This is a genomic window from Bartonella sp. AA168HLJHH (assembly GCF_042197365.1).
Classification (GTDB): domain Bacteria; phylum Pseudomonadota; class Alphaproteobacteria; order Rhizobiales; family Rhizobiaceae; genus Bartonella.
Map to the genome: position 1 here is coordinate 438344 of NZ_JBHIRS010000001.1, position 24812 is coordinate 463155.

General features: G+C 38.8%; 15 protein-coding genes and 1 pseudogene. 11 read left to right on the plus strand and 5 right to left on the minus strand.

Going from position 1 to position 24812, the window contains the following annotated elements:
- Positions 1-185: 185 nt before the first annotated feature.
- The 3 genes from ACFINM_RS01710 to tsaD all read right to left on the minus strand — a co-directional run bounded on the left by ACFINM_RS01710 (position 186) and on the right by tsaD (position 3982).
- Positions 186-866: a response regulator transcription factor gene (locus ACFINM_RS01710; RefSeq protein ID WP_375612729.1), complete on the minus strand. Its 681-nt coding sequence runs from the start codon at positions 864-866 to the stop codon at positions 186-188.
- Positions 867-1775: 909 nt separating this feature from the next.
- Positions 1776-2210, minus strand: coding sequence for an EVE domain-containing protein (locus tag ACFINM_RS01715; RefSeq protein WP_375612728.1), 435 nt, complete (start codon positions 2208-2210; stop codon positions 1776-1778).
- Between the two features lie 677 nt (positions 2211-2887).
- Entirely contained in the window at positions 2888-3982 is a 1095-nt protein-coding gene (gene tsaD / locus ACFINM_RS01720; protein ID WP_375612727.1) for a tRNA (adenosine(37)-N6)-threonylcarbamoyltransferase complex transferase subunit TsaD, read from the minus strand.
- A gap of 308 nt (positions 3983-4290) precedes the next feature.
- Between tsaD and ACFINM_RS01725 the strand changes: the two genes are divergently transcribed.
- The 4 genes from ACFINM_RS01725 (at position 4291) to ACFINM_RS01740 (ending at position 9723) form a co-directional block, all read left to right on the plus strand.
- Complete coding sequence (locus ACFINM_RS01725; protein WP_375620938.1) at positions 4291-5475, plus strand: hypothetical protein; 1185 nt, start codon at positions 4291-4293, stop codon at positions 5473-5475.
- An 11-nt stretch (positions 5476-5486) separates the two neighbouring features.
- Positions 5487-7046, plus strand: a complete 1560-nt coding sequence (locus tag ACFINM_RS01730) for a heme biosynthesis protein HemY (protein WP_375639941.1) — start codon at positions 5487-5489, stop codon at positions 7044-7046.
- Between the two features lie 146 nt (positions 7047-7192).
- Entirely contained in the window at positions 7193-7939 is a 747-nt protein-coding gene (locus ACFINM_RS01735; RefSeq protein WP_273790078.1) for a glutamine amidotransferase, read from the plus strand.
- A gap of 728 nt (positions 7940-8667) precedes the next feature.
- The gene (locus ACFINM_RS01740) at positions 8668-9723 is read left to right on the plus strand and encodes a DUF2125 domain-containing protein (RefSeq protein ID WP_375640023.1); all 1056 of its coding nucleotides are present in this window, start codon (positions 8668-8670) and stop codon (positions 9721-9723) included.
- A gap of 1312 nt (positions 9724-11035) precedes the next feature.
- Here the strand turns inward: ACFINM_RS01740 and ACFINM_RS01745 are convergent.
- Positions 11036-15745 (minus strand): NAD-glutamate dehydrogenase, encoded by a 4710-nt coding sequence (locus ACFINM_RS01745; RefSeq protein ID WP_375639950.1) that lies wholly within the window; start codon positions 15743-15745, stop codon positions 11036-11038.
- A gap of 266 nt (positions 15746-16011) precedes the next feature.
- On the opposite strand from ACFINM_RS01745, the gene ACFINM_RS01750 reads away from it, so the two are divergent.
- The 4 genes and pseudogenes from ACFINM_RS01750 to rpsP all read left to right on the plus strand — a co-directional run bounded on the left by ACFINM_RS01750 (position 16012) and on the right by rpsP (position 19211).
- On the plus strand, positions 16012-16668 hold the full coding sequence (locus tag ACFINM_RS01750; RefSeq protein WP_375612226.1) for a carbonic anhydrase: 657 nt from the start codon (positions 16012-16014) through the stop codon (positions 16666-16668).
- Positions 16669-16898: 230 nt separating this feature from the next.
- The gene (gene ffh / locus ACFINM_RS01755; protein ID WP_375640027.1) at positions 16899-18467 is read left to right on the plus strand and encodes a signal recognition particle protein; all 1569 of its coding nucleotides are present in this window, start codon (positions 16899-16901) and stop codon (positions 18465-18467) included.
- 24 nt (positions 18468-18491) lie between these two features.
- Positions 18492-18820: pseudogene (locus ACFINM_RS01760) on the plus strand (chorismate mutase).
- 16 nt (positions 18821-18836) lie between these two features.
- On the plus strand, positions 18837-19211 hold the full coding sequence (rpsP, locus tag ACFINM_RS01765; protein ID WP_375612227.1) for a 30S ribosomal protein S16: 375 nt from the start codon (positions 18837-18839) through the stop codon (positions 19209-19211).
- Positions 19212-19347: 136 nt separating this feature from the next.
- On the opposite strand, the gene ACFINM_RS01770 is transcribed toward rpsP, so the two are convergent.
- Complete coding sequence (locus ACFINM_RS01770) at positions 19348-19563, minus strand: DUF1674 domain-containing protein (protein ID WP_375606032.1); 216 nt, start codon at positions 19561-19563, stop codon at positions 19348-19350.
- Between the two features lie 82 nt (positions 19564-19645).
- On the opposite strand from ACFINM_RS01770, the gene htpX reads away from it, so the two are divergent.
- The 3 genes from htpX (at position 19646) to ACFINM_RS01785 (ending at position 23914) form a co-directional block, all read left to right on the plus strand.
- Entirely contained in the window at positions 19646-20692 is a 1047-nt protein-coding gene (gene htpX / locus ACFINM_RS01775; protein ID WP_375639955.1) for a zinc metalloprotease HtpX, read from the plus strand.
- Between the two features lie 47 nt (positions 20693-20739).
- Positions 20740-22104 (plus strand): RsmB/NOP family class I SAM-dependent RNA methyltransferase, encoded by a 1365-nt coding sequence (locus tag ACFINM_RS01780; protein ID WP_375639960.1) that lies wholly within the window; start codon positions 20740-20742, stop codon positions 22102-22104.
- A 64-nt stretch (positions 22105-22168) separates the two neighbouring features.
- Positions 22169-23914 (plus strand): heparinase II/III family protein, encoded by a 1746-nt coding sequence (locus ACFINM_RS01785; protein ID WP_375639963.1) that lies wholly within the window; start codon positions 22169-22171, stop codon positions 23912-23914.
- The last annotated feature ends 898 nt before the right edge of the window (positions 23915-24812 follow it).

Genomic DNA, 24812 nt, shown 5'->3' on the forward strand with positions numbered 1-24812 from the left:
GGTTGAAAGCATTTTTGTTTCTGGTTCTCATGTTGGAATATTTCGTTTTTTATTCATAATGTTATATATTTTGTCATAAAAGTAAGTTCTATGTAATAGCATTCGAATTATACGTGAAGTTTTTTCATCTCGTTTCTGTTTTCATTTAGGATATTAAAATTATTTTTGAAACAATAAATCTCGAATTAAAGATTTAAACGGTAACCATTTTGATCTGTTATGAGAATTTGTGCATTGGAGGGATCGTTTTCGATTTTTTGTCGCAAACGATAGATATGGGTTTCTAAAGTATGGGTGATAATATTTTCATTATATCCCCAAACTTGTTCTAACAATGTTTCACGGCTGACAATTTTATCATTGGCATGATAGAGACATTTAAGGATCGCTGCTTCTTTTTCTGTGAGACAGATTTTATTGTTGCATTGATCAAGAAGAAGTTTTTGTCTTAGTTTAAAAGTATAGGGACCAATATGAAAGGTTGCGTCTTCATTTTGTTCATATTGGCGCAACTGTGCTCGAATTCTCGCTAATAACACCGCAAAGCGAAAGGGTTTTGTTACATAATCATTGGCGCCTGTTTCAAGATCTAAAATATTATCACAGTCTGTATCATAATTTATTATCATGATAATGGGGGCACGAAATCCTTGGGTGCGTAATTGTTTAACGGCTTTGTAGCCATCAAGATCAGGAAGTTGAAATCCCAAAATAGTGAGATCAATATTTTTTTCTTGGATTATTCTCATTCCCGCTTCTGCTGTTTTTGCTTGGAAAATTTTAAACTCTTGATGCATTTGCAATTGTTCTACTAAAATAGGGCGTAGATCATCGTCTTCAACGATTAAAAGAGTATAGTGATTCATGTTTTTCCTTATAGGCATGTTGATGCACTGATTGATATAGTTTCATGAAAAATAAGATTTCATGCAAGAAAAATTAAAAGAGGAAAATTAAAAAAGAGCGCTTCTAAAAAATAAACTTTTATAATTTCTAATGGTTGCTTGCTGAAAAGACGGTATTCCGTCTGCAGGGTATTTTACGTATTGGTTGGAAGCGTTTTTTTATGTTCTAGAACGTGTTTTAGCCATTGAGTGTCATCATCTTTACGCTTTATGGAGAAACAAGGTGTGGCACTATCATTCACTTTGCCAGCTCGTGGGTGTTGCGGACAGTTCTTGGCACTTGAGACGATTCATAGGAGGAATTTTTAGTCCTTTCTTTCACGGTTTTTTCCATATGGGACTTTCTCCGTTTAGAATGTGCAAGCAAATAGCCTTTGATTGATTCAATATAAACAGGTTGGGAATGAGAGAATCCTGCGGTATGAGGCGCACTCGTCCAACATGCAAAACAATGAACACGCAATATGATGCGTTTTTTAAGCGTGAAGAGAATTGTGCAACACCTAGCACATATGCACTGTTTAGGAGAATTTCACGATCATTTTTATTGTTTTTTTATCCACGTTCAGTTTTGTTTTTTCGTTGCATTTGTGTGTGAAGGGGCTGAGTGTTATGTTCGTGGTGTTGCTTATTATAATTGTTGAGTAAGCCTTGCTTTTAACAATGCCGAAAAGATGCATCATAAAGAGGTTTTTTGTGTAATTTGGAAGGAGACTGTATTGAGAAAGAGTGCAGGATAAAAAATGACAAAGAAAAATATCATATTTATGCATTTAGCATGAGAATACCTCAACAGAAGGAGGTGTTGTGCTTATTCTTCTGCGTTATGAAGCATCTTTTTATATGAGTTAATGAATAAAAATTATTGTTTTAAGATAAAAGCATTTCCCTCTTAAGGTTGCCCATCAAACAGACTTCTTTCCATTCATCTTCTGTCACGGGTTGCACTGATAAGCGGCTGGCTTTGACCAGCGCCATATTTGCTAGTTTGGGATTGGCTTTAATTTGTTTTAATGAAACAGGTGTTGGCATGTCACAAAGTGCACGGATATCCACACATTCCCAGCGTGGATCAGAGCTTGTAGAATCAGGGTGTGCTTCAGCACATATTTCTACAATTCCTACAATTTCTAAACCTTTATTTGAATGATAAAAAAAACCTTTATCACCATATTTCATAGTGCGCATATTATTACGAGCTTGATAATTGCGTACACCATCCCATTGTTCGCCATCAGCTCCTTTTTTCTTTTGCATCTCCCATGACCATTTATGGGGTTCAGATTTAAAAAGCCAATAAGCCATGAGTTCTCCTTTTTCATAGACTGTTATGTATTTATCATACGGATTTTTATAAGTATTTTCGTAATATCCTTAACGATAATTTTAAAAATGGGGTAAAGAATTTCTTATTTCAAAATAACTTGTATATAGAAAAATGCGCTCCATTGATATTTTATGTTGTATAAAGGTATTTTGCTTATCTTGTAGCAGAAAAATATATCAGTGTATCGAAGTAATAGACTTAAAATTGCTCAGCCATGTGGAAGCTTAATCATCTTTTCAGCTGCTGTTTGAAATGTAGTTACTATAGGATCATTGGAGCATTGCGTTGGAGAGAATTTAGCAAGAAAATTGGTTCTAAAAAGCTTTAAAATTACAATGACAATGAAACGAATAAATGGTCAAAGATGATGAGGTCAACGAATGGCATTCATATCTATGCTTTGTGGGATAGAGTGCGTCTTATTATGCTGTAAAATACCGTCATTTGAAGTGTAATGATATAAGGCAGTTTTTTGAAACATGAAGTTTTTAAGAATGTGTGGTGAATATTTAGGTTTACGTATCGATCTTTGGGTTAAGTGAATTGTGTGAGTGGGAAGCAGGTGGAATCTGCTCGATAGAGAATTCGGACTATCTATAGACCGGATTGAGTAGAAATCTTCGTTCTTTAAGATGTGTGTAGGACGTCAATTTTATTATGCTTTTGTTCCACGGCGACCCATCCCGATCAAGGGCGGGGCTTTTTCATCTAATGGCCAGCGTGAGCGAGGGGCAATATCAAGAGGGCTTGTTTCTCCTCGTGCAAGCTTTTGTGCACCGGCAAAAGCAATCATTGCAGCATTATCGGTACACAAGGAAAGAGGAGGGGCTATAAATTCAAAACCATGTTGATGGGCAAGTTCTTGCAACGTAGAGCGAATGGCTTGGTTTGCGGCAACACCGCCTGCAACAACTAAAGCAGGAGAATGCTTTTCTTGATTATCAGAGAGAGGATATTGGTGGGTAAAGTGTTGTAAAGCTAGGTGAACACGATCACGTACCGTATCAGTCACAGCGGCTTGAAAACTTGCGGCAATGTCAGCAATATCATTTTCTGTAAGAGGAGCTATGGCTGTTGCCGCTTGTCGAACAGCAGTTTTGAGTCCTGAAAAAGAAAAGTCTAACCGTTTTTCACCTTTTAAAGGTCGTGGAAGAGGGATGCGATTTTTATCACCAAATAAAGCTGCTTTTTCAAGTGCTGGTCCACCAGGATAAGGAAGACCTAAAAGTTTTGCTGTTTTATCAAAGGCTTCTCCTAATGCATCATCAATAGTGGTTCCTAAACGTTGATAGTTGCCTACTCCATGAACAATGATTGTTTGTGTATGACCTCCTGAAACTAAAAGTAATAAATAAGGAAAGCTGACGTTGTGCGTTAACACGGCTGTTAAAGCATGTCCCTCTAAGTGATTTACCGCAATAAATGGTTTGCCAGTGGCAAGAGAGAGTGCTTTTGCGCTCATAACGCCTACCAACAATCCTCCTATCAAACCAGGCCCACTGGTGGCTGCAATGCCATCAATATCTTTTAATTTTGTGTTTGCTTCTGTTAGTGCTTGCAGAATTAAATGATCAAGAACTTCAACATGGGCACGAGCAGCAATTTCAGGAACAACACCGCCGTAAGGTGCATGGTGATCAATTTGACTCCAAACAACATTGGAAAGAATTCGGCTGTTTGATTCATTGTTATATTCAATGACAGCTGCTGCCGTTTCATCACAACTTGTTTCTATTCCCAGCAGACGCATTTTAAACAAAACCTTATATTGAAGCTTCTTTCCTGCGTGCGTACCATGAACAGAAAAAGATGCAAAGTATTTCTCTTAGAATTGATTTTTCTATGAAAAATATGTGTTTTGGCATTTTCTTTGAATTTTATGATATCGTTGATTAAAAAATAAAGCTGTATTTTCGAGTATAAAATGCAAATGTTTTTTAAAAACTTGTCTATTAAAGGCGATACTTGTAAATATTATTGAGAAAAGCTGCGTTTTTAAAACTTTTTTCATTTTATTATTTTATCATTAAAAAAAAGTGTGCACGAAAAGTGACAGAGATGGTCGATTCTTCAAAACCAAAAGTTAAACCACATTATGCTGGTACGCGCCGTAAGAAACCAGTTATTGAACATGAAGCTGTTCCCCATGATTCAGAGGAAAAAATCCATAATTCTGTAGAATCTCAAGCGCGAGAAGAACAGAATATGCAAGGTCAGGATAAAAGTATCTCTAGTACAACTTGGCTTTTCTTATCCCTTTCTGGGATTTTGGGGGGATTCATTGCTTTGGGAATTTTTATGGGGCTTCAATGGGCTGGTTTTTTTCCTTCTCCTTTTGTGGAAAATTCTGCTAGAGGAGAAAAAGCTTTGCAGATTGCTGAAGCCGCAAAAAGTCAAGGTGAAGACACAAAGGAACAATTGAGGCGGGTCTTTCAAGAAATTGATACGTTAAAAACAGAGTTTTCTTCTTTTTCATCACAACAGTTTAAAACAACGAAAAATGATGAACTATCGAAAGAAGAAAGCAAAAAAGCTTTTGCGATTTTAGAGGAAAAAGTAAAAGCTCTTGAAGAAATTGTACAAACTTTTGTTAGAAAGTCGAAAGAGATAGAGACGGCTTTGTCTGTTGGGCAGAGCAATGCAAATGATCTTGCTGCGTTAAAACAACAGTTAGAAGCACTACAGGAAGAAACTGCTGTTAAAAATAGTGAGAAAAAAGAAATAGATACCGCGCTCTTTACTGCAATTAGTTCATTAAAAAATGCTGTAGAGCGTGGTGGATCTTATAATAATGAATTAAAGCTGTTGCGGCAATTATCGCCTTCGATTAATGGACTTGATGTGTTGCAAAAAACAGCTACTGTGGGTCTTCCAAGTTCAGCACAACTTTCAGTTGATTTTGCTCATGTTGCTGATGCAATTGTTGGTACGCAAAATCTTGTTGCGTCAGATGCTGGTTTTTTTGACCGAATTTTAGCGTGGATAAAAGGGCTCATTGTTTCGCGACCGATTGGAAATGTTGAAGGGACAACGCTGGGGGCTATTGCGGCACGCATGGAAGTTGCCATTCAAGCTGGTGATTACGAAAAGGCTTTGAGCGAATGGCAATCATTGCCTCAAAGTGCAAAAGATGTTTCAATGGATTTTGTTAAGCAGCTTGAAAGACATATTGCTATTCAACAGTTGTTGCAGCAATTGTTATTGTCTGTGCAACAAGGATCTTTTAAAGCAACAAAGATGTAAATAGGCCCAAGATGATACGTGTTTTTATTTATATTTTTGTTGTTTGTATCCTCGGTTTAGCTTTCACGTGGGTTGCTAATCACAATGGTATTTTTGTTCTCACATTTTTGCATTTCAGATTTTCTGCTTCATTTCTTACAGTGTTAAGTGTGCTTATTTTATTTTTTGTAACGCTGGTGCTTTTATGGTGGTTATTGTCTTTCTTTTTTTCCATACCGAATGCTCTTTGCAATTATTTTTATAAACGCCATCAAAAGCGTGGTTACGAAGCTCTTTCAAAGGGGATTCTTGCAACTTTTGCTGGTGATAGTATGGTTGCGCAAAAAATGGAAGAACGGGTTGCTAAATATCTTGCAGGAAAACAAGAGCCATTGGTAAAACTCTTACAAGCGCAAACCTTGTCTTTACAAAATGATTCTGTTCGCGCCATTGGTCTTTATGAAGAGATGAGAAAGGAAGATCCGACAAAACTGGTTGGACTTTATGGTTTGTTTCGTGAAGCAATGAAGAGTAAAGCTTATGAGGCAGCGCAACAATATGCCGAAGAGGCACTGACCTTATCGCCAGCACTTTTATGGGCGCATAAGGCGGTGCTTGATCGATTAAGTACTGAGGGTAAATGGGATAAGGCACTTACTGTTTTTGAAAGAACGCAAAAAGCTCTCCCGCGTTCTGTTCGCGCGACTCCAGAGCGGCAGCATATACAGGTTTTACTACTAAGTGGGCAGGCACTTTCTTTGTTTGATACACATCCTGTACAAGCACGTGAAGCTATTTTGAAAGCCCATAAATTGGCGCCTGATTTTGTTCCAATAATAGTTATTGCTGCTGATATTCTTTATAAGTTAAATGAAACGCGTAAAGCGGATAAAATGATTATAGCGGCTTGGCAAAAGAATCCCCATCCTGATTTGGGGACGCTTTATCTTGAAAGAGAAGAAGGAGCCATTGGGCGATTGAAAAGGGCTAAGACACTTGCTTCTTATAATAAAGATGCATTTGAGTCGGCTTTCCTTATTGCTAAAGCAGCTTTAGATGCTGGTGAAACAGCATTAGCAAGAGAGAAGGCACAAAAAGCATTACAATGTCATCCACGGGAAAGTGTTTATTTATTGTTGGCAGATATTGAAGAGGCACAGGGAAACAATCAAGGTGCTGTGCGTCAATGGCTTTCTTTAGCACTTCGTGCTGAACGTGATCCAGTGTGGATGTGTGATGGGGCCATTTTTTCTTCTTGGTCAGCGGTTTCTCCAATCAGTGGACGTTTGGGCTGTTTTGAATGGAAGGCGCCTCCTTGTATGCCTTCTCTCACATTAGAGGCGGACAATATTGTGCCGAAAAAGCAAGACAAAGAGTATGTTATGGGAAAAAGTGATGATGTTGAAGATAAGAAGCTTGAAAAATTAACACCTATAGATAATTCTCTTTTGCATAATGCGCAGGTGGAGAAACAAGATATAAAAGAACAAGATGTAAAAATGTTCAGTCAAATTCATTTAAATGTTGATGATCCAGGGGTTAAAATAGAAGAAGAAACATCTTTATCGAGGAAAAAGTTTCGTTTATTTTAAATTGCACCAATGTGATAATACGAATGTTTTCTCAGAAGAAACAATTGACCTAGAAGAAAAAATATCGTTAGTCTTTTCCAATAAAATTATTCTCTTATGCTTTAAAAATAAAGTTTTGCTTGGTAGCAGAGGTGATTGGTTAAAAAATGTTTTTAAATCAGAGATGTCTTGATAAAAAACAAAAAAATAACAAACCAAGGATTGCTGTCGTTATTCATCGGCGCTCTACCTATACTGGTCGTTTGGGAAAATTTTTACAACAAAAAGGTTTTGTTCTTGATATTTATCGTCCTATTTTTGGACAAAAACTCCCTGATACATTAGAGCATTATGCCGGTGTTGTTATTTTAGGGGGGCCGATGAGTGTGAATGACAGCGAAGCCTATATTGGTGAGGAAATTGATTGGATTTCGTTATCACTAAAGGAAAATAAGCCTTTTTTGGGTATTTGTCTTGGAGCACAAATGTTAGCGCGAAATCTAGGGGGGCGCGTTGGTACAAGAAGTGATGGGACTGTTGAAGTCGGCTGGTATCCACTAGAAGCAACCCCACAAGGGAAGGAATTGATGAATTGGCCAGAGATGGTCTACCATTTCCATGATGAAGGTATTTATGATTTACCGAAAGAGGCAATGCTTTTGGCAACAGGGAATACATATCCTACACAAGCTTTTCGTTATGGAAACAATGCATGGGGCTTGCAGTTTCATGCTGAATTTACACGCGCTATGATGCGGCGTTTGGTCGTGCGTTCGGCACATAAATTGACTGAAAAAGGTGCTCAACCTGCTTGTGCACATTTGAAAGGTCGTTTAATCTATGATCGAGCTTTGAGCCAATGGTTTGAAAGCGCATTACACCAGATTTTTTGTACACCGCCCGTACTTGTGTGATTGTTGACAACGAATTGATTTATATAGGTAATTCACGGTTTTGTATATTGAATGAGAACCCCGAATATAGTAAGGTTTTTTCATTCCAAACCTGTGTATGTTGACTCAATAAAAACCTCTTGTTTGCATGTCACAAGTAGGGCTGGCGTGTGGGCAAAAACTGTATAAGAAAAGACTAAAAATGCTTCTTATGAACTGTCTTAAGTGCCAAGGGCTGTCGCAACATTTGGGGGCTAGCCAAATATAATGATGGTGTTGGCTTTGGGGTCTCCATAAGCGTAAAGATGGGGGGCTCAATGGCTTTATCGTTAAGAAACACTATTCATTATCATTTTTGTTGTGCTGTAAAACAGTATGGTTTAAGCTAGAGGTAGAAAATCTATGTAAACTTTACACATGAGGTGTTTTTTGTTAAAGGGTGTAATGGGTTTTTTTTAAGAAAATCTTGTTTATTGAGCTTATGAGATACTGTACTTTAGAACGATGTATAGGGACTTCTTGAAGTGATCAGTAGATAAAATCCGGTCGATTAAGAAGTTGGATTGTGTATAAACTGAACGTGGTTGGGAATCTTTATCCTTTTTAGGGTGGGGAGGAAGTTAAGAGATAAAGAAAGTTTGAATATTGTCTAAATCCTTTCAAATACCATCATCACAAAAAAGTTTTTCTTTGAGTTATTTAATTTGTGGGCTCTTTTGTCTTGCTCTGATATTTATTTATAGCGCACTCTGGTTTTTTTTTCGCGTAAAATAGAAGACTATGTTTCTAATATATTCACAAAAGTATCTTCCCATAATATGGCGGCGGTATGTGAGAATGTGCACAAGGATGGTTATCCTTTACGTGTCGGTGTTGTTTGTGACAAGTTTCAATTTTCTTGGCCTTTACATGGGGTTTCTGTATCGACGGGGCGTTTGACAGCTGGTGCACCAATTTACGCACCTCATTTGGTTGAGTTTAATGTTCATTCTCCTGCATTAATTGTTTTTTCCGGAAAAACTCCCATAGTATCGCATTGGCGCAATTTGGTGATTGAAACAGAGCCTTATTGGAAAACGGGTAAAACATTGAAGTTTATAGCTGAAGGGCTTGAGATTTCATCTTTTTCCTCTTCCCCTGAAGATCAAAAGCTTCAAGAAGCATTAAGAGCACCAACGACAGATAAAAAAACGACACAAGAAAATATTGAAGATCCGGCATCTTTGCAAAATACGCATGACGTGATTATTCAGCCGTTAGAGCCACAAGATATGCTTCAAAAAATAACGGCAGAATTTTTGCGTTTTGATCTAAAACATGAAAAGAATAATTTATCGGGACATATAACTTTTGACGGTTTTGATGCTTCTCCCTTTTTAAAATCTTCTTTTGTTGATATTCCTAAAATTGATGGCAATTTGAAATGGATTTTAAATGACATGTCTTTTCTGTCTGAAGATGAAGAAAAAAATTGGCAACAACGACTGTATGGAAAAAGTGGACTTTTAAAGCAAGGTGAATTGACTTTTCATACAGGTGGTGCAGTGCGTATTAGTGGACCTTTTTCTTTTGATGATGAAGGATATTTGACAGCAAAATTTGAACTTGTCCTTATTCAGTCTATGAGGCTTCTTGACACTCTGCAGCGCTTATTTCCTGGGCAAGCCAATAATCTTCAAGCGTTATTTTTTATTTTGGGTGCTTTGCCTAAAAATGCGGATGGCGCTCCCGTTCTTTCCTTGCTCATTAACAATGGGTGGGTAAAATTAGGCTTTTTAAAACTTGGTCGTCTTGCTCCACTTTAGGTATTGTACCGAAGCCTTTTTTCATCTTTACTACCAAATTTCGACTTTTTCTGATTTTCACACTTTTTTGCAATTTTAGAGTGTTAAAAATTTATTTTAACAAAATGCGTATTTAATGGTAAAAAAATAGCTATAAAAATAAAAAATTACTACCTACTCCTAACTCGTCCAACCTCTTTTCACTTAGTACAAAATCTTATGTCAAACTACATATAGCAACAGTGTTTGTATGGAAAAGTGGTATTTTAAAATATGCTGAATTGCCTTTTTATACAGGTGGTGTGGTTCTTTTTAGGAACCTTTGTCTTTATATATGGAATGAGCATATTGCATATATCTGTTTGGGTGTAACCTCTTAAAACAAGTAAATAGCCTAGTTGTAGGAAGATATGAAGTTGTAAAGGGGAAAATCAACATCCATCTTTACTGTCATTTTTTATTCGATTTTACGCATTTCGAAAGCAATTACAGTTATATCTTTTAAATAAACGGATTAAGCTTATCCTTTTATTTCTGATATTTTTTAATGAAGCTATATGTCTTCCACGTAAAACAGAATATATTTGTATTGCATATTTACGCATTTGTTAAAAAAATATTTCTCAGTGCTTCCTATTTCACGATGTCGCCTGTGAATGGTATAAGGATAAAGCCATTAAGCACCATCATCTTTTCGGTTACGGAGTAACAAGCTAGGGGAAAACATCATCATATTATATTTGCTTATATTTGCTAATTCTCAATCTTACTGCAGCTTTTGGCACTTGAGGCGGTTTATGAGGGGCATTTTTAGTCCTTTCTTTACTGTTTTTATCTATTCGGCTTTCCCATTTGCAATATGCAAGGGGAAATGGGGTTAATTAATTGAATATAAATAGATTTTAAATGAGACAAATTTAGAATATCGGATTATCATAAAAATGATAAAATTATGATTGTAAATCAATATATTATATTTTTATGATGAAGGATATTTGACAGTAAAATTTGAATTTATTTTTTATTTTGAGTGCTCTGTCTAAAAATGCGGGATAGGGTTTCCGTTCTTCCCTTGTTGATTAGTCATGGATGGATAGAACGGAGCAAAAGCTTAGCTGTTTTGTACTGCTTTTAAGTCTGAAAGTTTATATTTTTAGGGTGAGAAATCAATCCTGTTGTTTTTTTGAAATTGTTGCAAACAATTCTATTGTGATAAATAGCGAGATTTTATTTTGGGTGTTATGTCTAAAATGCAAACTTCTGTTCTGTCTTAGTTGGTTTGTTATGGTGGTGGGATAGAACGGGAGATTGAGAGGGTCGTTTTGTATTTTCTTTAGGTTTGAAAGCCAATATTTTGAAGTTGAGAAATCAATCCTGCTGCAAAAGTAAAACGAGAAATATTGAGATCATTTTCAATAAGGGCGCTAATGCGGTTTGTAATGTTGTGAATATGATCTTCTTCTGTTTTTTTCCAAGTGTCAAAAGGATCTTTTTTCTTTCCATAATTTTTGAGGATTTTCATAACGATTTGCCGAAAGCTTTCAGAAACATTTTCTTTGGCTTGGCTTAAAGCCATACTATCATAATAATCTACTACAGGAATTATACGACTTGCTTCGTTAATGCGGTTTATACGAATGATTTGCGCAAGTGAAAAGTAGATCTCTGCGGTTTTAATAAGATCACTGTTGCTTTGTTTTGCAATCAAAGAAATATCACAGATTGTTGAAGCAGCTTCCAAGAGAGCTAATTGTTTCGCTAATGCTTTTGGTGCTCCCTCTTCGCTGTAGTGTAATGCTTTTTCTTCAATCTTTTGCTTAATATCGTTGCCGTGAGAATGCATAAGCTCTTTTTCAATAACGCTACGGGCTTGTTTTATTGTTTTTACAATTTCTTCTAATGGACGTGAGAGATCTATGTTGTGCAAACCCCAATTGGTTGTTTCAAAGAGCATTGGGGTCATTGTTGCGTAGAATTTATTTTGGACAAGACCGAGTATTTTATTATCAAGCTTATCAATTTGCTCAGACAATTGAGGAATTTCGAAACCATCGCGGATGGCAATGAAAACGCGAATAATATTTTCAGTCTTTTGTTCTGTTGCATCATGTAGTCTATTAACAAAAGTGGGGCCTCCACGATTTACAATATCGTTGGCAATCAGCGTTGCGATAATATTACGACGCAATTGATGGTTAATAACTTCCTTCTTAAAATTTTCTTGAATTTGGGTTGGAAAATAGTTCAGCAAGGCTGTATTGAAATAGTGATCATCAACAATGGGGCTATTAGCAATTTCTTCTTTTAAGGTCAATTTAGCATAGGCAAAAATAACGGCGAGTTCTGGACGGAGAAGACCTTTGCCTTGGGTTGTTCTTTGTCGTAAAATTTGCTCATCAGGGAGTATTTCAACTCTGCGATCTAGAAGCTTTTTTTGTTCCAAGTCGTGCATAAAGCGTATTTGATAGGGCAAATCAGCAGTGCTCTGGTTTTCCGCCAAAGAAAGCGCAAGAGGTTGTAGATAATTGTTGCGCAAGACGAGTTGCTCGACTTGAGGCGTCATTTTTTTCAAGAGCTTATTGCGTTCTTCGCGAGTTAACGTTTTGGCACGTAGTGCTGATGCAAGAACAATTTTGAGATTGACCTCAATATCAGAACAATTCACACCAGCAGAATTGTCAATGGCATCCGTATTGCATCGACCACCATTTAAGACATATTCAATCCGTCCACGTTGTGTAACACCAAGATTAGCTCCTTCACCAATAATTTTTGCACGCACTTGTTCTCCGGTAATGCGTATTGCATCATTTGCGCGATCACCTACTTGGGCATCATTTTCTGTTGCAGCACGGATATAAGTACCAATGCCACCGAACCATAAAAGATCAACAGGGGCTTTGAGAAGAGCAGAGATAATTTCAAAGGGTGTTCCTGTTTGTTTTTCGAAACCAATGGCTTGTGCTGCTTCAGGTGAGAGGGTAATGGTTTTTTCTTTTCGTGAGAAGATACCACCGCCCTTTGATAATTTGGTTTTATCATAATCCTGCCAGCTTGAGCGAGGTAGTCTGAAGAGACGCGTACGCTCTGCATAGCTTTCGTCTATGTTCGGATCTGGATCAATAAAGATATCGCGGTGATCAAAAGCGGCAATCAATTTTGTTTGTTTGGAAAGCAGCATTCCATTGCCAAAGACATCACCAGACATATCGCCAACACCGACACAGGTGAAGGGCGTTGTTTGAATATCGTGATTAAATGACTCTCTAAAATGTCTTTTGACGGCTTCCCATGCACCTTTAGCTGTAATACCAATGTCTTTGTGGTCGTAACCTGCTGAACCTCCAGAGGCAAAAGCATCATCAAGCCAAAAGTGGTTTGCTTGGCTGATGGCGTTGGCTGTATCAGAAAAAGTTGCTGTTCCTTTGTCCGCTGCAACAACAAAATAGGGATCAGGGTCATCATGACAGATGACATTGTGGGGAGAACTTATTTTGCCGTTAATCAGATTGTCTGTAATGGAGAGCAAAGCTGTTATAAAGTCTGTATAAGCTTGTCGTGCTGCTTCTATGATGACAGCACGGTCATTTGTTTGGGGAAGCCGATGGGGATAGAATCCACCTTTTGCACCTGCAGGAACGATAACCGCATTTTTAACTTGTTGGGCTTTGACTAAGCTAAGCACTTCGGTGCGGTAATCTAATGCACGGTCAGACCAACGAATGCCGCCACGAGCGATAGGTCCAAAACGCAAATGGACCCCTTCAACTTCTGGTCCATAAACAAAAATTTCTCGGTAAGGGCGCGGTTCAGGCAAACCTTCAATCTGGCGTGGATTTAATTTGGTGGCTAAAATACGCCGTGGACTTCCATCAGGAAGAGTCGTAAAGGCATTCGTTCGTAAACTCGCCTCGATAAGGTTACAATAACGGCGTAAAATGAGATCATCGTCTAAACCAGAGACTTTCCGTAATTTTTCTTCAATGCGCTTTTGAATAACTTGTTGGTTTTTTTTCCGTTCTTTTTCTGTATGGCTTTGATGAAATTTTAAATGAAATAAAGCATAAAGATCTTGGGTAATGTCAGGATAAGCATTTAAAGTTTGGGCAACGCGATCTTGCGAATAAGGAATTCCAGCTTGTTGGAGATAGCGCCCATAATGGCGCAAAATAACAATTTCATGCCAATCAAGCTCAGCTGTTTGGGTGAGAGCATTAAAGCCGTCATTATCAGCATTTTGTGCCCAAATGGCTTCAAAGGTTTCGGCGTGTTTTTGACCGTCTTTTTCAAAATCGATACAGCGTTGGAAAGTACTTTCTAGCTGCATATCATGAAGATACACAGAGCGCCCATTGCCATCTGGTAATTCAAGGGTTTGTTCAGCAATAACGCGAAACCCCATATTTTCAAGGAGTGGTACACGTTTGGAAAGGGCAAGTGCTTCATGGCGGTGAAAAAGCCGAAGAGAAATGCACTGTTTTTCTTTGTTTTGTGCGTGATAAAAGATCACGAAAAGGGGCTTTTCATCATGAAGACTTAGAATATGTCCGGCATCGTTAATAGCGTCTTCAGCTGAAAATAAATCACGATAGCTGTTGGGGAATTCACTGGCTAGACGTGTTTGTTGCTCTGTTATTTTCTTGTTAAGAGCGATGGCTTGAACCCTGTCTTCCCAACTTCGTGCAATCGAACGTACATGTTGTTCAAGTGTGGAGCGCTCGTGAAGGGGAACAGTTTCGTTTCCTTTGCGATGGATGATATAATAGACACGTATAAGGGTGCTTTCCAAAAATAGCGGATAAGATTCAAAAAAGTCACCTTTATAAAGCTCTACAAAATGTTCGCCAACTTTTTCACGCAGGCTGCTGCTATATTGGTCACGCGGTACGTAGACAAGGATAGAAACAAAGCGTCCAAAAGAATCAGTGTGGGCAAGAACCCGTAAACGTGGGCGCTCATCTAATTGTAGAATAAGCTTAGTGTTTTCTGTCAATGTATCAACATCAGAGCGAAACATTTCATCTCTTGGATAGGTTTCTAAAGCACTGATGAGTGCTTTTCCTGAATAATCGGCGTGATTGTGTCCAAGACGTTGAATAATAGTTCGGGCTTTTTCTTTTAAGAAAGGAATTTTCAAAATAGAACGTGTATAAGCTGAGGAGGTAAAAAGCCCTACAATGCGTAATTCTCCACAGAGTTGGTTTTCTTTATCAAAGATTTTAAGACCAATATAATCAAGCCAAACAAAACGGTGAATTTTGGAGCGGCTGTTCGCTTTTGTCACGATAAACAGATTATCGCTTTCCATGAAGGATAAAACTTCTTGAGGAGGTTCTTTCATACTTTTATCGTCAACAATATGAATAGAAGCATCCGTGAGTATACCAAGTTCAATATTACTTGCCGTAAAGGATTTTAGGGGTTTTTGGTCTTTAATGAAGTTGTAAGTGCGCATACCAAGGAAAATGAAATTATCGTCCATTAGCCAGTGAAGAAACTCAATGGCCTTTTCGCCTTCTTGTTTGTAGTGCGGGGGAAGACTTATTTGGTAGGCATGAATATGCTTTTCAACTTCTTCAAGCATAGGTTTCCAGTCTTGTACAGCAGCATTAACCTGTTCAAGAACTAAGGTGAGTTCATTTTCAAGTTTTTGTATTTGCTGTTTGTTTAATGACTCGATGTGAATTTGCATCAGACTGATGCGTTTTCCAGAAGCACAATCAATAATGGGGTGTGCAATCAAATAGATATGGTTTTTGTGTTGATTAAAAACATTTAAAATAGAATCCAGAAGGAAGGGTTTGTTATCATTGACAAGCGTGATAACGGTTATAGGTCTGTTACTGCGGGTTAAATTTTGCTCAAAGCAGATGGTATTTTTTCCCGTCTGATGGAGATTAAAAGCTTTTACCGCGATGGCTGTGGCTTTTTGAAGTTCTTCATTTTCATAATAAGCAATATCTTCTTTATCGGTTTGGGCAAAAAGGATTTGTTCTATTTTATCTTGGGTGTTTTTTGTCTCTGTTTTTTTTTGTTGCAACACATTCACTCTCCCTTTTTGCTCTTAAGGGGTCTTTATTAAAAGCAGACCATTATATTTTTTATATACTGTAACACCTTCTTTCTAAAGAAAATAGCTCTTTATTTGGAAAGAATGAGTTTGTTTTTGCTATTTTTTAGTAATATTTTGTACTTTAAAGAAATATTTTGCTTCAAGGAAAGGGCACTTTTAGTATTTTTGTATGTTAATAGTTTGTTTTTTTAAATATATAAAATGAAAGTAAAAAAAGAAGCAAAAGTAAAGAGAGAATGGCGCATTTACCAGAAAGACTTTTAAGTGGTTACCAAAACTTTATAAACAATCATTTTTTATATAAAATAGCAGATTATCAGCAATTGGCGATTGAGGGGCAGAAACCTGAAGTTTTGGTCATTGCTTGTTGTGATTCGCGTGCAGTACCAGAAATGATTTTTGATGCTAAGCCAGGGGAAATTTTCACCCTGCGCAACGTGGCGAATGTGGTTCCTCCTTTTTCTCCTGATGACCAATATCACGCAACATCAGCAGCTCTTGAATATGCTGTGCAATTGCTTGAGGTGAGACATATTGTCGTTTTTGGTCATGCCCATTGTGGAGGCATTCGTACTGCTCTTAATGAGACATATAAATCTTTATTATCAAATGATTTTATCGGTCAATGGATAAGTCTCTTAGCACCAGCAGCAGAAATCGTTTTGAATAATAAGTCGCTGTCTTGGCCAGAAAAACAGACGGCATTAGAGCAGCTTTCTATTCGCCATTCGTTGAGAAATTTAGAGACGTTTCCGTGGATAAAGCTTCGCAAAGATCAAGGTTTTTTGACATTGCATGGTGTTTGGTTTGATATCTCTAGCGGAAAATTATGGAGCATGGAACAGGAAACAGGTTGTTTTATGCGTGTTGAAGTTGAAAGTTTTGAAGTATAGTATTTGTTGTTTTTATTTCTTCGTATAAAAAGATATTTTATGATAAAACTTGACAAAGCTGGGGTTTTATTGTTTGAAGGAGCAAGCTTTCAGTGACAAAATTAACTTGGAGCCACCGACTGAGACCCCAGTTTAAGGGTATAAAGAGATCTCAGAGGTCAACATCCGACGGCGCGATGCGTTCTCGGATGCTATTTTGGTTTGTTTGTTATGCAACGATGAGGTAAATGATGTTTGAATCCTTGCAAGAGCGACTTGGTTCTATCCTGTCTCATTTGACGGGACGTGGCGCTTTATCGGATCAGGATGTTGTAGAGGCGCTGCGTGAAATTCGTCGCGCTTTATTGGAAGCTGATGTTGCTCTTGATGTTGTGCGCTCTTTTACCGATAGAGTTCGGGAAAAAGCTGTTGGGGCCGAAATCGTTAAATCAATTAAACCAGGCCAAATGGTGGTTAAAATTGTTCATGATGAATTGGTTCATATTCTTGGAAGTGAAAGCGTTCTGAGTGATTTAAATGCACCAGCTCCAGTTGTTATCATGATGACTGGTTTGCAAGGTTCGGGAAAAACAACCACAACAGCAAAGCTTGCAAAACGTTTTACTGATAAGCACAATAAAAAAGTTCTCATGGCGTCATTAGATACACGCCGTCCCGCTGCACAGGAGCAATTGCGCCAATTGGGAGAACAGGCAAAACTTGCAAGCTTGCCTATTATTGCGGGTCAGCTGCCCGTTGATATTGCATCACGTGCCGTACAGGCTGCTAAATTGGGTGGTTATGACGTGCTTCTTCTTGACACAGCAGGACGTAATCATATTGATGAAGCTTTGATGCTCGAATTGGCTGAAATTAAAGCATGTTCCCTTCCTCATGAGATTATGTTGGTGGCTGATAGTTTGACGGGGCAAGATGCCGTTCATCTTGCTCGTTCTTTTGATGAGCGTGTAGGGATTACGGGGATTATTTTAACACGGATGGATAGTGATGGGCGTGGTGGCGCTGCTCTTTCTATGCGTGCTGTTACAGGTAAACCAATTAAAGCAATTGGAACTGGTGAAAAAATAGATGCTTTAGAAGAATTTCATCCCAGTCGTATTGCTGATCGTATTCTCGGAATGGGGGATATTGTTTCTTTGGTTGAAAAAGCTGCTGAAACAATGGATCACGAGAAAGCTGCTGCTTTTGCAAAAAAAATGCAAGCTGGAAAATTTGATCTGAATGATCTTGCAGAACAGTTGCAGAAAATGAAAAAACTGGGTGGAATGGGCGGTATTATGGGCATGTTGCCAGGAATGGGGAAGGTCAAAGAGCAGATTGCGGCTGCGGGGTTTGATGATCGTTTGTTTGATCGTCAATTGGCCATTATTTCATCTATGACACCCAAAGAGCGGGCGAATCCAGAGCTTTTAAAACATAGCCGCAAACAACGAATTGCTAAGGGGTCTGGTACGACAGCGGCTGATATTAATAAACTTTTGAAGATGTATCGCCAAATGGCTGATATGATGAAAGCCATGGGTGGTAAAGGAAAAAGTGGTTTTATGGGAAAAATGTTGGGAGGCCTTGGTTCCAAAATGGGTTTTGGTGGTATGGGAAACTTGGGAGGGGATTCTCCAGCTATACCGGATTTGTCGGGATTGGATCCAAAGCAATTCTCAATGCTTCAAAAGCAAATTGAAAATGGTAATGGAGGGAAGCTCTTGCCCGGACTTCCTAAGCGTGGACCTACATTTCCTGGTATTTCCAATGGCATTGTCGATGGGGGAAATTTTCCTCAGCATCCTAAGAAAAAATAAGATGTAAAGAGGGAAAGGAATATAATGCAGGAAACAGTATTAAACGAATTAGCACATTTACGAGCATCCATTGATAATTTTGATGCAACCTTGATTCATATCTTAGCAGAGCGGTTTCGTTGTACGAAAGCTGTTGGGCGCTTAAAAGCCCGTTATGATTTGCCTAAAGTAGATCCTCTGCGTGAGCAATATCAGGTAGCGCGTTTGCGGCAATTGGCTATAGATAGTCATCTTGATCCTGATTTTGCTGAAAGATTTTTAAAATTTATTATTAAAGAAGTTGTGAGTCATCATGAAGTTATTGCTGAAGAGCAAAAAACAAAAAAGTCAATTTAAACGAAAGCCAGAGCTGACAATAGGAGATAAAATATGGCATTGAAAATTCGTTTGTCCCGTGGAGGTTCAAAAAAACGTCCTTACTATCATATCGTCGTTGCAGATGTTCGTAGTCCGCGCGATGGGCGGTTTCTTGAACGTGTTGGTGCATGGGATCCAATGTTGCCTAAAGATGGACCGAGGGTGAAACTTAATGAAGAACGTATCCAATATTGGCTTGGGCAAGGGGCTCAACCAACAGATCGCGTTTTACGGTTTTTAGATGCAGCTGGCTTGAAAAAGCGTCCAACTCGTAATAATCCACATAAAGGTGAACCGGGTAAAAAAGCACAAGAACGTATAGCAGCAGCAAAGCAAGCGGCAGAAGAAGCAGCGGCAGCGGCTGAAGCAGAATCTGCTACAGCATAAGAAGCATGATTGTTTAATCAACGTGTTTTTAAAAGCTTTAGAAAAATAAATATTATCCGTTTTTGTCTATCAAAAACGGATTTTCTTTAAAAAGCTGCTTGTTTAAATCCGCGCTGTTTTTTTTTAATCAATGGTTTTAAAAATCAATGGCGCGGCCTTTAATTTCCCAGTCTCCATAGCGGGAAGGGTCTTTGCCGCCGCGTCCGCCGTTTTCTAAAGGTTGTTCTTTTTTTGTTGCGCGTTTTCGTCTTTCTTCAGCTTCTTTAAGGGCGCGTTGTGCTGCGGGAGAAAGAGATTGCTGTTTAATGACAGTTGCATTTTTTTTGCTTGTTTTCTCATCTTTTTTATTCATTTTACACCTATTCCATTGAAGAAGTAGAAAGAAAACACCATCATATAGTATTGATTGACTTTTATCATGGAGTTTTTGAGTAATGAATATAATGCGTACAGCTATGCTTTTGGCTTTTTTAACTGCTCTCTTTATGGGAGTTGGTTATCTTGTTGGAGGGGGTAGTGGCATGGTCATTGCTCTTTTAATGGCAAGTGGTTTAAACTTTTTTTCTTATTGGAATTCAGATAAAATCGTTTTACGCATGTACGGGGCGCGTGAAGTTGATCAGCATTCAGCACCAGTTTATTATAAGATTGTAAGCGATTTAGCTAAAAAAGCTTCTCTTCCTCAACCAAAAATTTATGTTATTGAGAATGCACAGCCAAATGCTTTTGCAACGGGACGTAATCCGCAAAATGCAGCTGTTGCTGCAAGTACTGGGTTGTTAGAGCGGTTAAGCGCTGAGGAAATTGCCGGCGTTATGGCGCATGAGCTCGCACATATTGAGCATCGCGATACGTTAACAATGACTCTAACCGCAACGATTGCAGGGGCAATTTCAATGCTTGGTAATTTTGCTTTCTTTATGGGAGGACAGCGTAATTCTTCAGAAGATTCTCATGGCGCTGGGGCAATTGGAGGATTTATTGCATTGCTCGTGGCGCCTTTTGCAGCGATGCTGGTGCAAATGGCGATTAGCCGTACACGGGAATATGCTGCGGATCGTAGAGGGGCTGAAATATGTGGTAATCCTTTATGGTTGGCTTCGGCATTGCGTAAGATTGCTGATGGGGGACGTGGGGTATATAATGAAGAAGCAGAGCATAATCCAGCAACCGCGCATCTGTTTATTATTAATCCTTTGAGCGGTGAGGGAGCGGATAGTCTTTTTTCGACACATCCAGCAACTGCAAATCGTATCGCTGCTCTTTATCGGCAAGCAGAAGAGATGAAAGGGGCTCTTGCCAAAAGTGTGGGATGGAATAAAGAAGACGCTATACATGAAAAAAGCAGCGGGATGAACTATGGAGATTTTCATAGTGGTCAGGCTCATGCATTAGGTGAGCAAGAAAACAGTTCTTTTCAGCGTGTTACAAAACGTCCTTCTTGGCTTCGTTATGAAAATTCAAAAAGATCTCGTTCATAGAATTATTGAGAGAGCTCTTGAGAAAACTGTGATATAAAGGTGGTGTTTTGAAACACAAAAAAGCGGGGCATGTGTCTGAAAAAAATGTTCCAGGATTAGCTGTTCGACAGGTGTGTGTGCGTCTTTTGGGGGCGGTAGTTGATAAGTACACGCCTCTGTCTGGTTTGACGGATAATGAACACGGACATCCACAATATTTGAAGCTTTCACAACGAGATCGTTTGTTATGTCGGGCTATTTTAACAGCTTCATTGCGTCATCGAGGGCAGATTATGGCGGCTCTCTCACGCTTTTTGGCGCGTCCTTTGCCTTCACAAGCACTTTCACTTCAGCATCTTTTGCATATCAGTGTTGCACAAATTCTTTATCTTGATATTCCCGATCATGCGGCTATTGATTTAGCTGTGCGTGTGGCGAAACTTGATCCTCGAATGCGCCGTTTTTCAGGGGTGGTGAATGCTCTTTTGCGCAATGTTGCACGTGAGGCAGAGCCTTTACGCCAACAAGTTCCTACCATTGAAGGTGTGCCAGCGTGGTTTGGACAGCTTTTAATATCAGCTTATGGAACAGAAAAGGTACATCAGATTATCGCAATTCAAAGTGTGGAACCTCCTTTCGATTTGACAGTGAAATCTGATAGTGGTGGATGGGCTGAAAGGCTTGGCGGTGTGGTATTGCCCAATGGTTCTGTTCGATTGAAGCGTCTGGAGTGTTCTGTTTCTGATTTACCAGGCTATCGTGAAGGGTCTTGGTGGGTCCAAGATTTTGCAGCAGCTTTGCCTGCTTGTTTACTTGGGAGTATTGAGGGTAAACGCGTTGCTGATCTTTGTGCGAGCCCTGGAGGAAAAACAGCACAATTGGCTTTGCAAGGGGCTGAGGTGACTGCAATTGAGCTTTCTGCTAACCGCATAAAGCGTTTAAAAGAAAATATGGAACGGCTTCATTTTTCAGTTCATATTTGGCAGGGCGATGTGAAAAATTTCCATTCAACACAGCTTTTTGATGCGGTTCTTCTTGATGCTCCTTGTTCTTCTACAGGAACAATCCGTCGTCATCCAGATATTTTATGGACGAAATCGAGGGAAGATATCGTCAAGTTAGTGGCGTTGCAATATGATTTGCTTGTCGCAGCAATTTCTTTGGTGAAGGTGGGGGGGCGGATTGTTTTTTCCAATTGTTCATTGGCAAGAGAAGAAGGTGAAGATCTTATTGAGAAAATTTTATCGACACGCAATGACATTGTTTTAGACCCTATTTATCCAGAGGAAATGGGAGCACTGGAACATTTGCTTTGTGGGGGGATGTTACGGACAACGCCTGCGGATTTTTGTCATAAAAATTTTGATGCTGAGAAAACCGTATTTTTAGGAATGGATGGTTTTTTTGCTGCGCGCTTACGAAAAATTGCTTAATTAACGCTTCATTTACAAAAATGGTCGAAATTGTATTTGATTCAGCATAAATGGAGATGAAATTTTGGCGGTTGCGGTAAAAGCTCCTCAGGTAAAAGTGGCAGCCTGTATCGATACGATACAGAATGTTATGCGGCGTTTATGGGTTGGACCATTGTTTCGTTGGCGATTTTCAGGGTTTCGTCCTCATAAAATTTTAGCGCATCCCATGGATTTGCATGTAGCTGATCCGATGATGGCGCATGAATTTTATCATGGTCGTTTTGCTTTTGCTGGTCACATTGTTCATTCTGGTGCTGTTTCTCCGTTTTCATTGGTTCCACCAACGCTAGAATGGGAAGCGGCTCTACATGATTTTCATTGGTTGCGCCATATGGAGGCAGCAGGAAGTGATTTAGCTTCTGCACATGCACGCTCTCTTTTAGAAGACTGGTTTGATCATGCTGGCAAGAAGGTAAAAGGGCTTGCTTGGAGTGATCCTGTTGTGGCGCGGCGCTTGATTTCATGGATTTGTCATTCGAAAATGTTGTTAGAAGGGGCAAGTGAACGGTTTGAAAAACGCTTTTTACGTGCACTTGGTTTGCAATTTCGTTATTTGCGCGTAACAATTTGTAGTATGGAGCACAATGATCAACGTTTACAAGCAGCAGTGGCTTTGACATTCGCATCTCTTGCTTTGCCTGTTTCTGCGGCAGTGAAAAAAAAGGTACAAACCACACTTATAGAGGAGCTTTCCCGTCAAATCCTAGTTGATGGTGGGCATATTTCCCGTAGTCCTGTTATTTTGCTGAATTTGTTATCGGATTTATTGTCGTTACGGCATCTTTTTATGCGTAGCAATGAAACAGCACCCCGTATTTTGATTGATTCTGTTGAGCGTATGTTGCCAGCTTTACGATTCTTTATCCATGAGGATCAAACGTTGGCCCATTTTAATGGGGTTGGTCCCCTTGTATCGGAACGGTTATCATCACTTTTGGAGCTTGATGAAACAGGAGGACATCCTTTTAGTTATGCCCGTTATTCAGGATTTCAGCGCTTAAAAGCCAATCAAACAACAGTGCTTGCAGATACAGGAAAGTTTCCACCCCGCTCTGTAGCACAGCAGGCTTGTTCGGGGTGTTTGTCTTTTGAAATGTCTTCACAAGGGCACCGTTTTATTATCAATACCGGTGTTAATCCTGATGGACGGGAAGATTATCGACATTTAGGGCGTGTTACTGCAGCACATTCAACAGCTACGCTTAATGATTGTTCAGTGGGTGCTTTTTATCATAAAAAGAAAAATGGCGCGCCATTTTTGTTTGATGGACCAACGGATGTTCAAGTGCGTCGTATAGAGGATTCAGAGAAGACGGGTTTTATTGCGAGTCATAATGGTTATATGCGACCCTTTAATCTTATTCATGAGCGTGGTCTTATTTTGGCGACAAATGGAGATATGATTGAGGGTTTTGATCGCTTTTTTATGCCCAATAAAGGGGGAAAGAGACACAAGAGTGTGCAAAATGAAAAAAATCATGTTGCTGTTCGGTTTCATCTTCATCCACAAGTTGAAGTTAACTATGATGGCGAACGTGTGTGTTTAGCCGTAAAGAATGAGAACGTGAAGAGCGAACAAGTATGGTATTTTATATCGCCTGACGCAGATATTTGTCTTGAAGATTCGATTGATTTTGCAGAATTAACAGGTCCACAACGGACACAACAGATTGTTTTATATTTTCGTCCAGCATTTCAGGAAAAAGTTCGTTGGCGTTTTATCCGTAAAGCGTTTGATAAAAAATTAGAACATTATTCCAACCCATAGTATATTGCGTTTTATCTTGCGTGTCGCAAAACATTATCGTTTATTGTGGTAATATTCTCAAAATTTGAAGATCATATCAATTTTATACATGAAGCATTTGCTAGAGTATAGGTTGGATGTTTTTAGGCAAGGTTTACTCATAGAATCTCATGAGGTGATGCTAAAAGGGATTGGCTCCAGAAAAAAAGTTTTTTGAAAGACCATTGTTGACAGATGAGTACTGGTTAAGGATCTTCATTCTTTAAAGATATGGAGAGAAAATTAAGCCGTTGCTTATCTTCGATAAGTTTTTAAGTGTGCTGTTGGGATCAATATTTATCTCTGAGAGAGTTGCATTAATAGGGCTACACTCCTCACGAAAAACAGAGCGCTATTGTATTGTATATTCACGGACTTATTTTAAAGAAAAATCCCTTAACGCTTCCAAGCTTATTTTGCGACGATGCCCGTGATGGGTATAACGGTAAATCCATTAAGCACCCCCATCTTTACGCTTATGAAGGAGCAGTTCGGCACTATCACACTATTTATCAGTGTCTAATGTAACAGTTCTTGGCACTAGAGATAGCTCATAAGAGGCATTTTTAGCCTTTTCTTAATAGTTTTTATCTACACAGGATTCCTCATGTGTAACGTGCAGGCGAAAGGTTTTGGTTGATTCAACATACACAGATTTGAAATGAGAGAATCTTACGGTACTCGGGGCTCTAATTCAATATGAATAACGCTAAATTGTCGTTACAAATAAAATAATAAATCAAATGTTGTACATCACAAAAGAACTGAGAATTCGAGAAACAATACACAGCAATGGCTGAGAAAAACAACTCTTCTGCTCTTCGTTATTATACTAAAAATGAAGGCATAATAACAAATCACAAAATGCACGCTTTTTCAT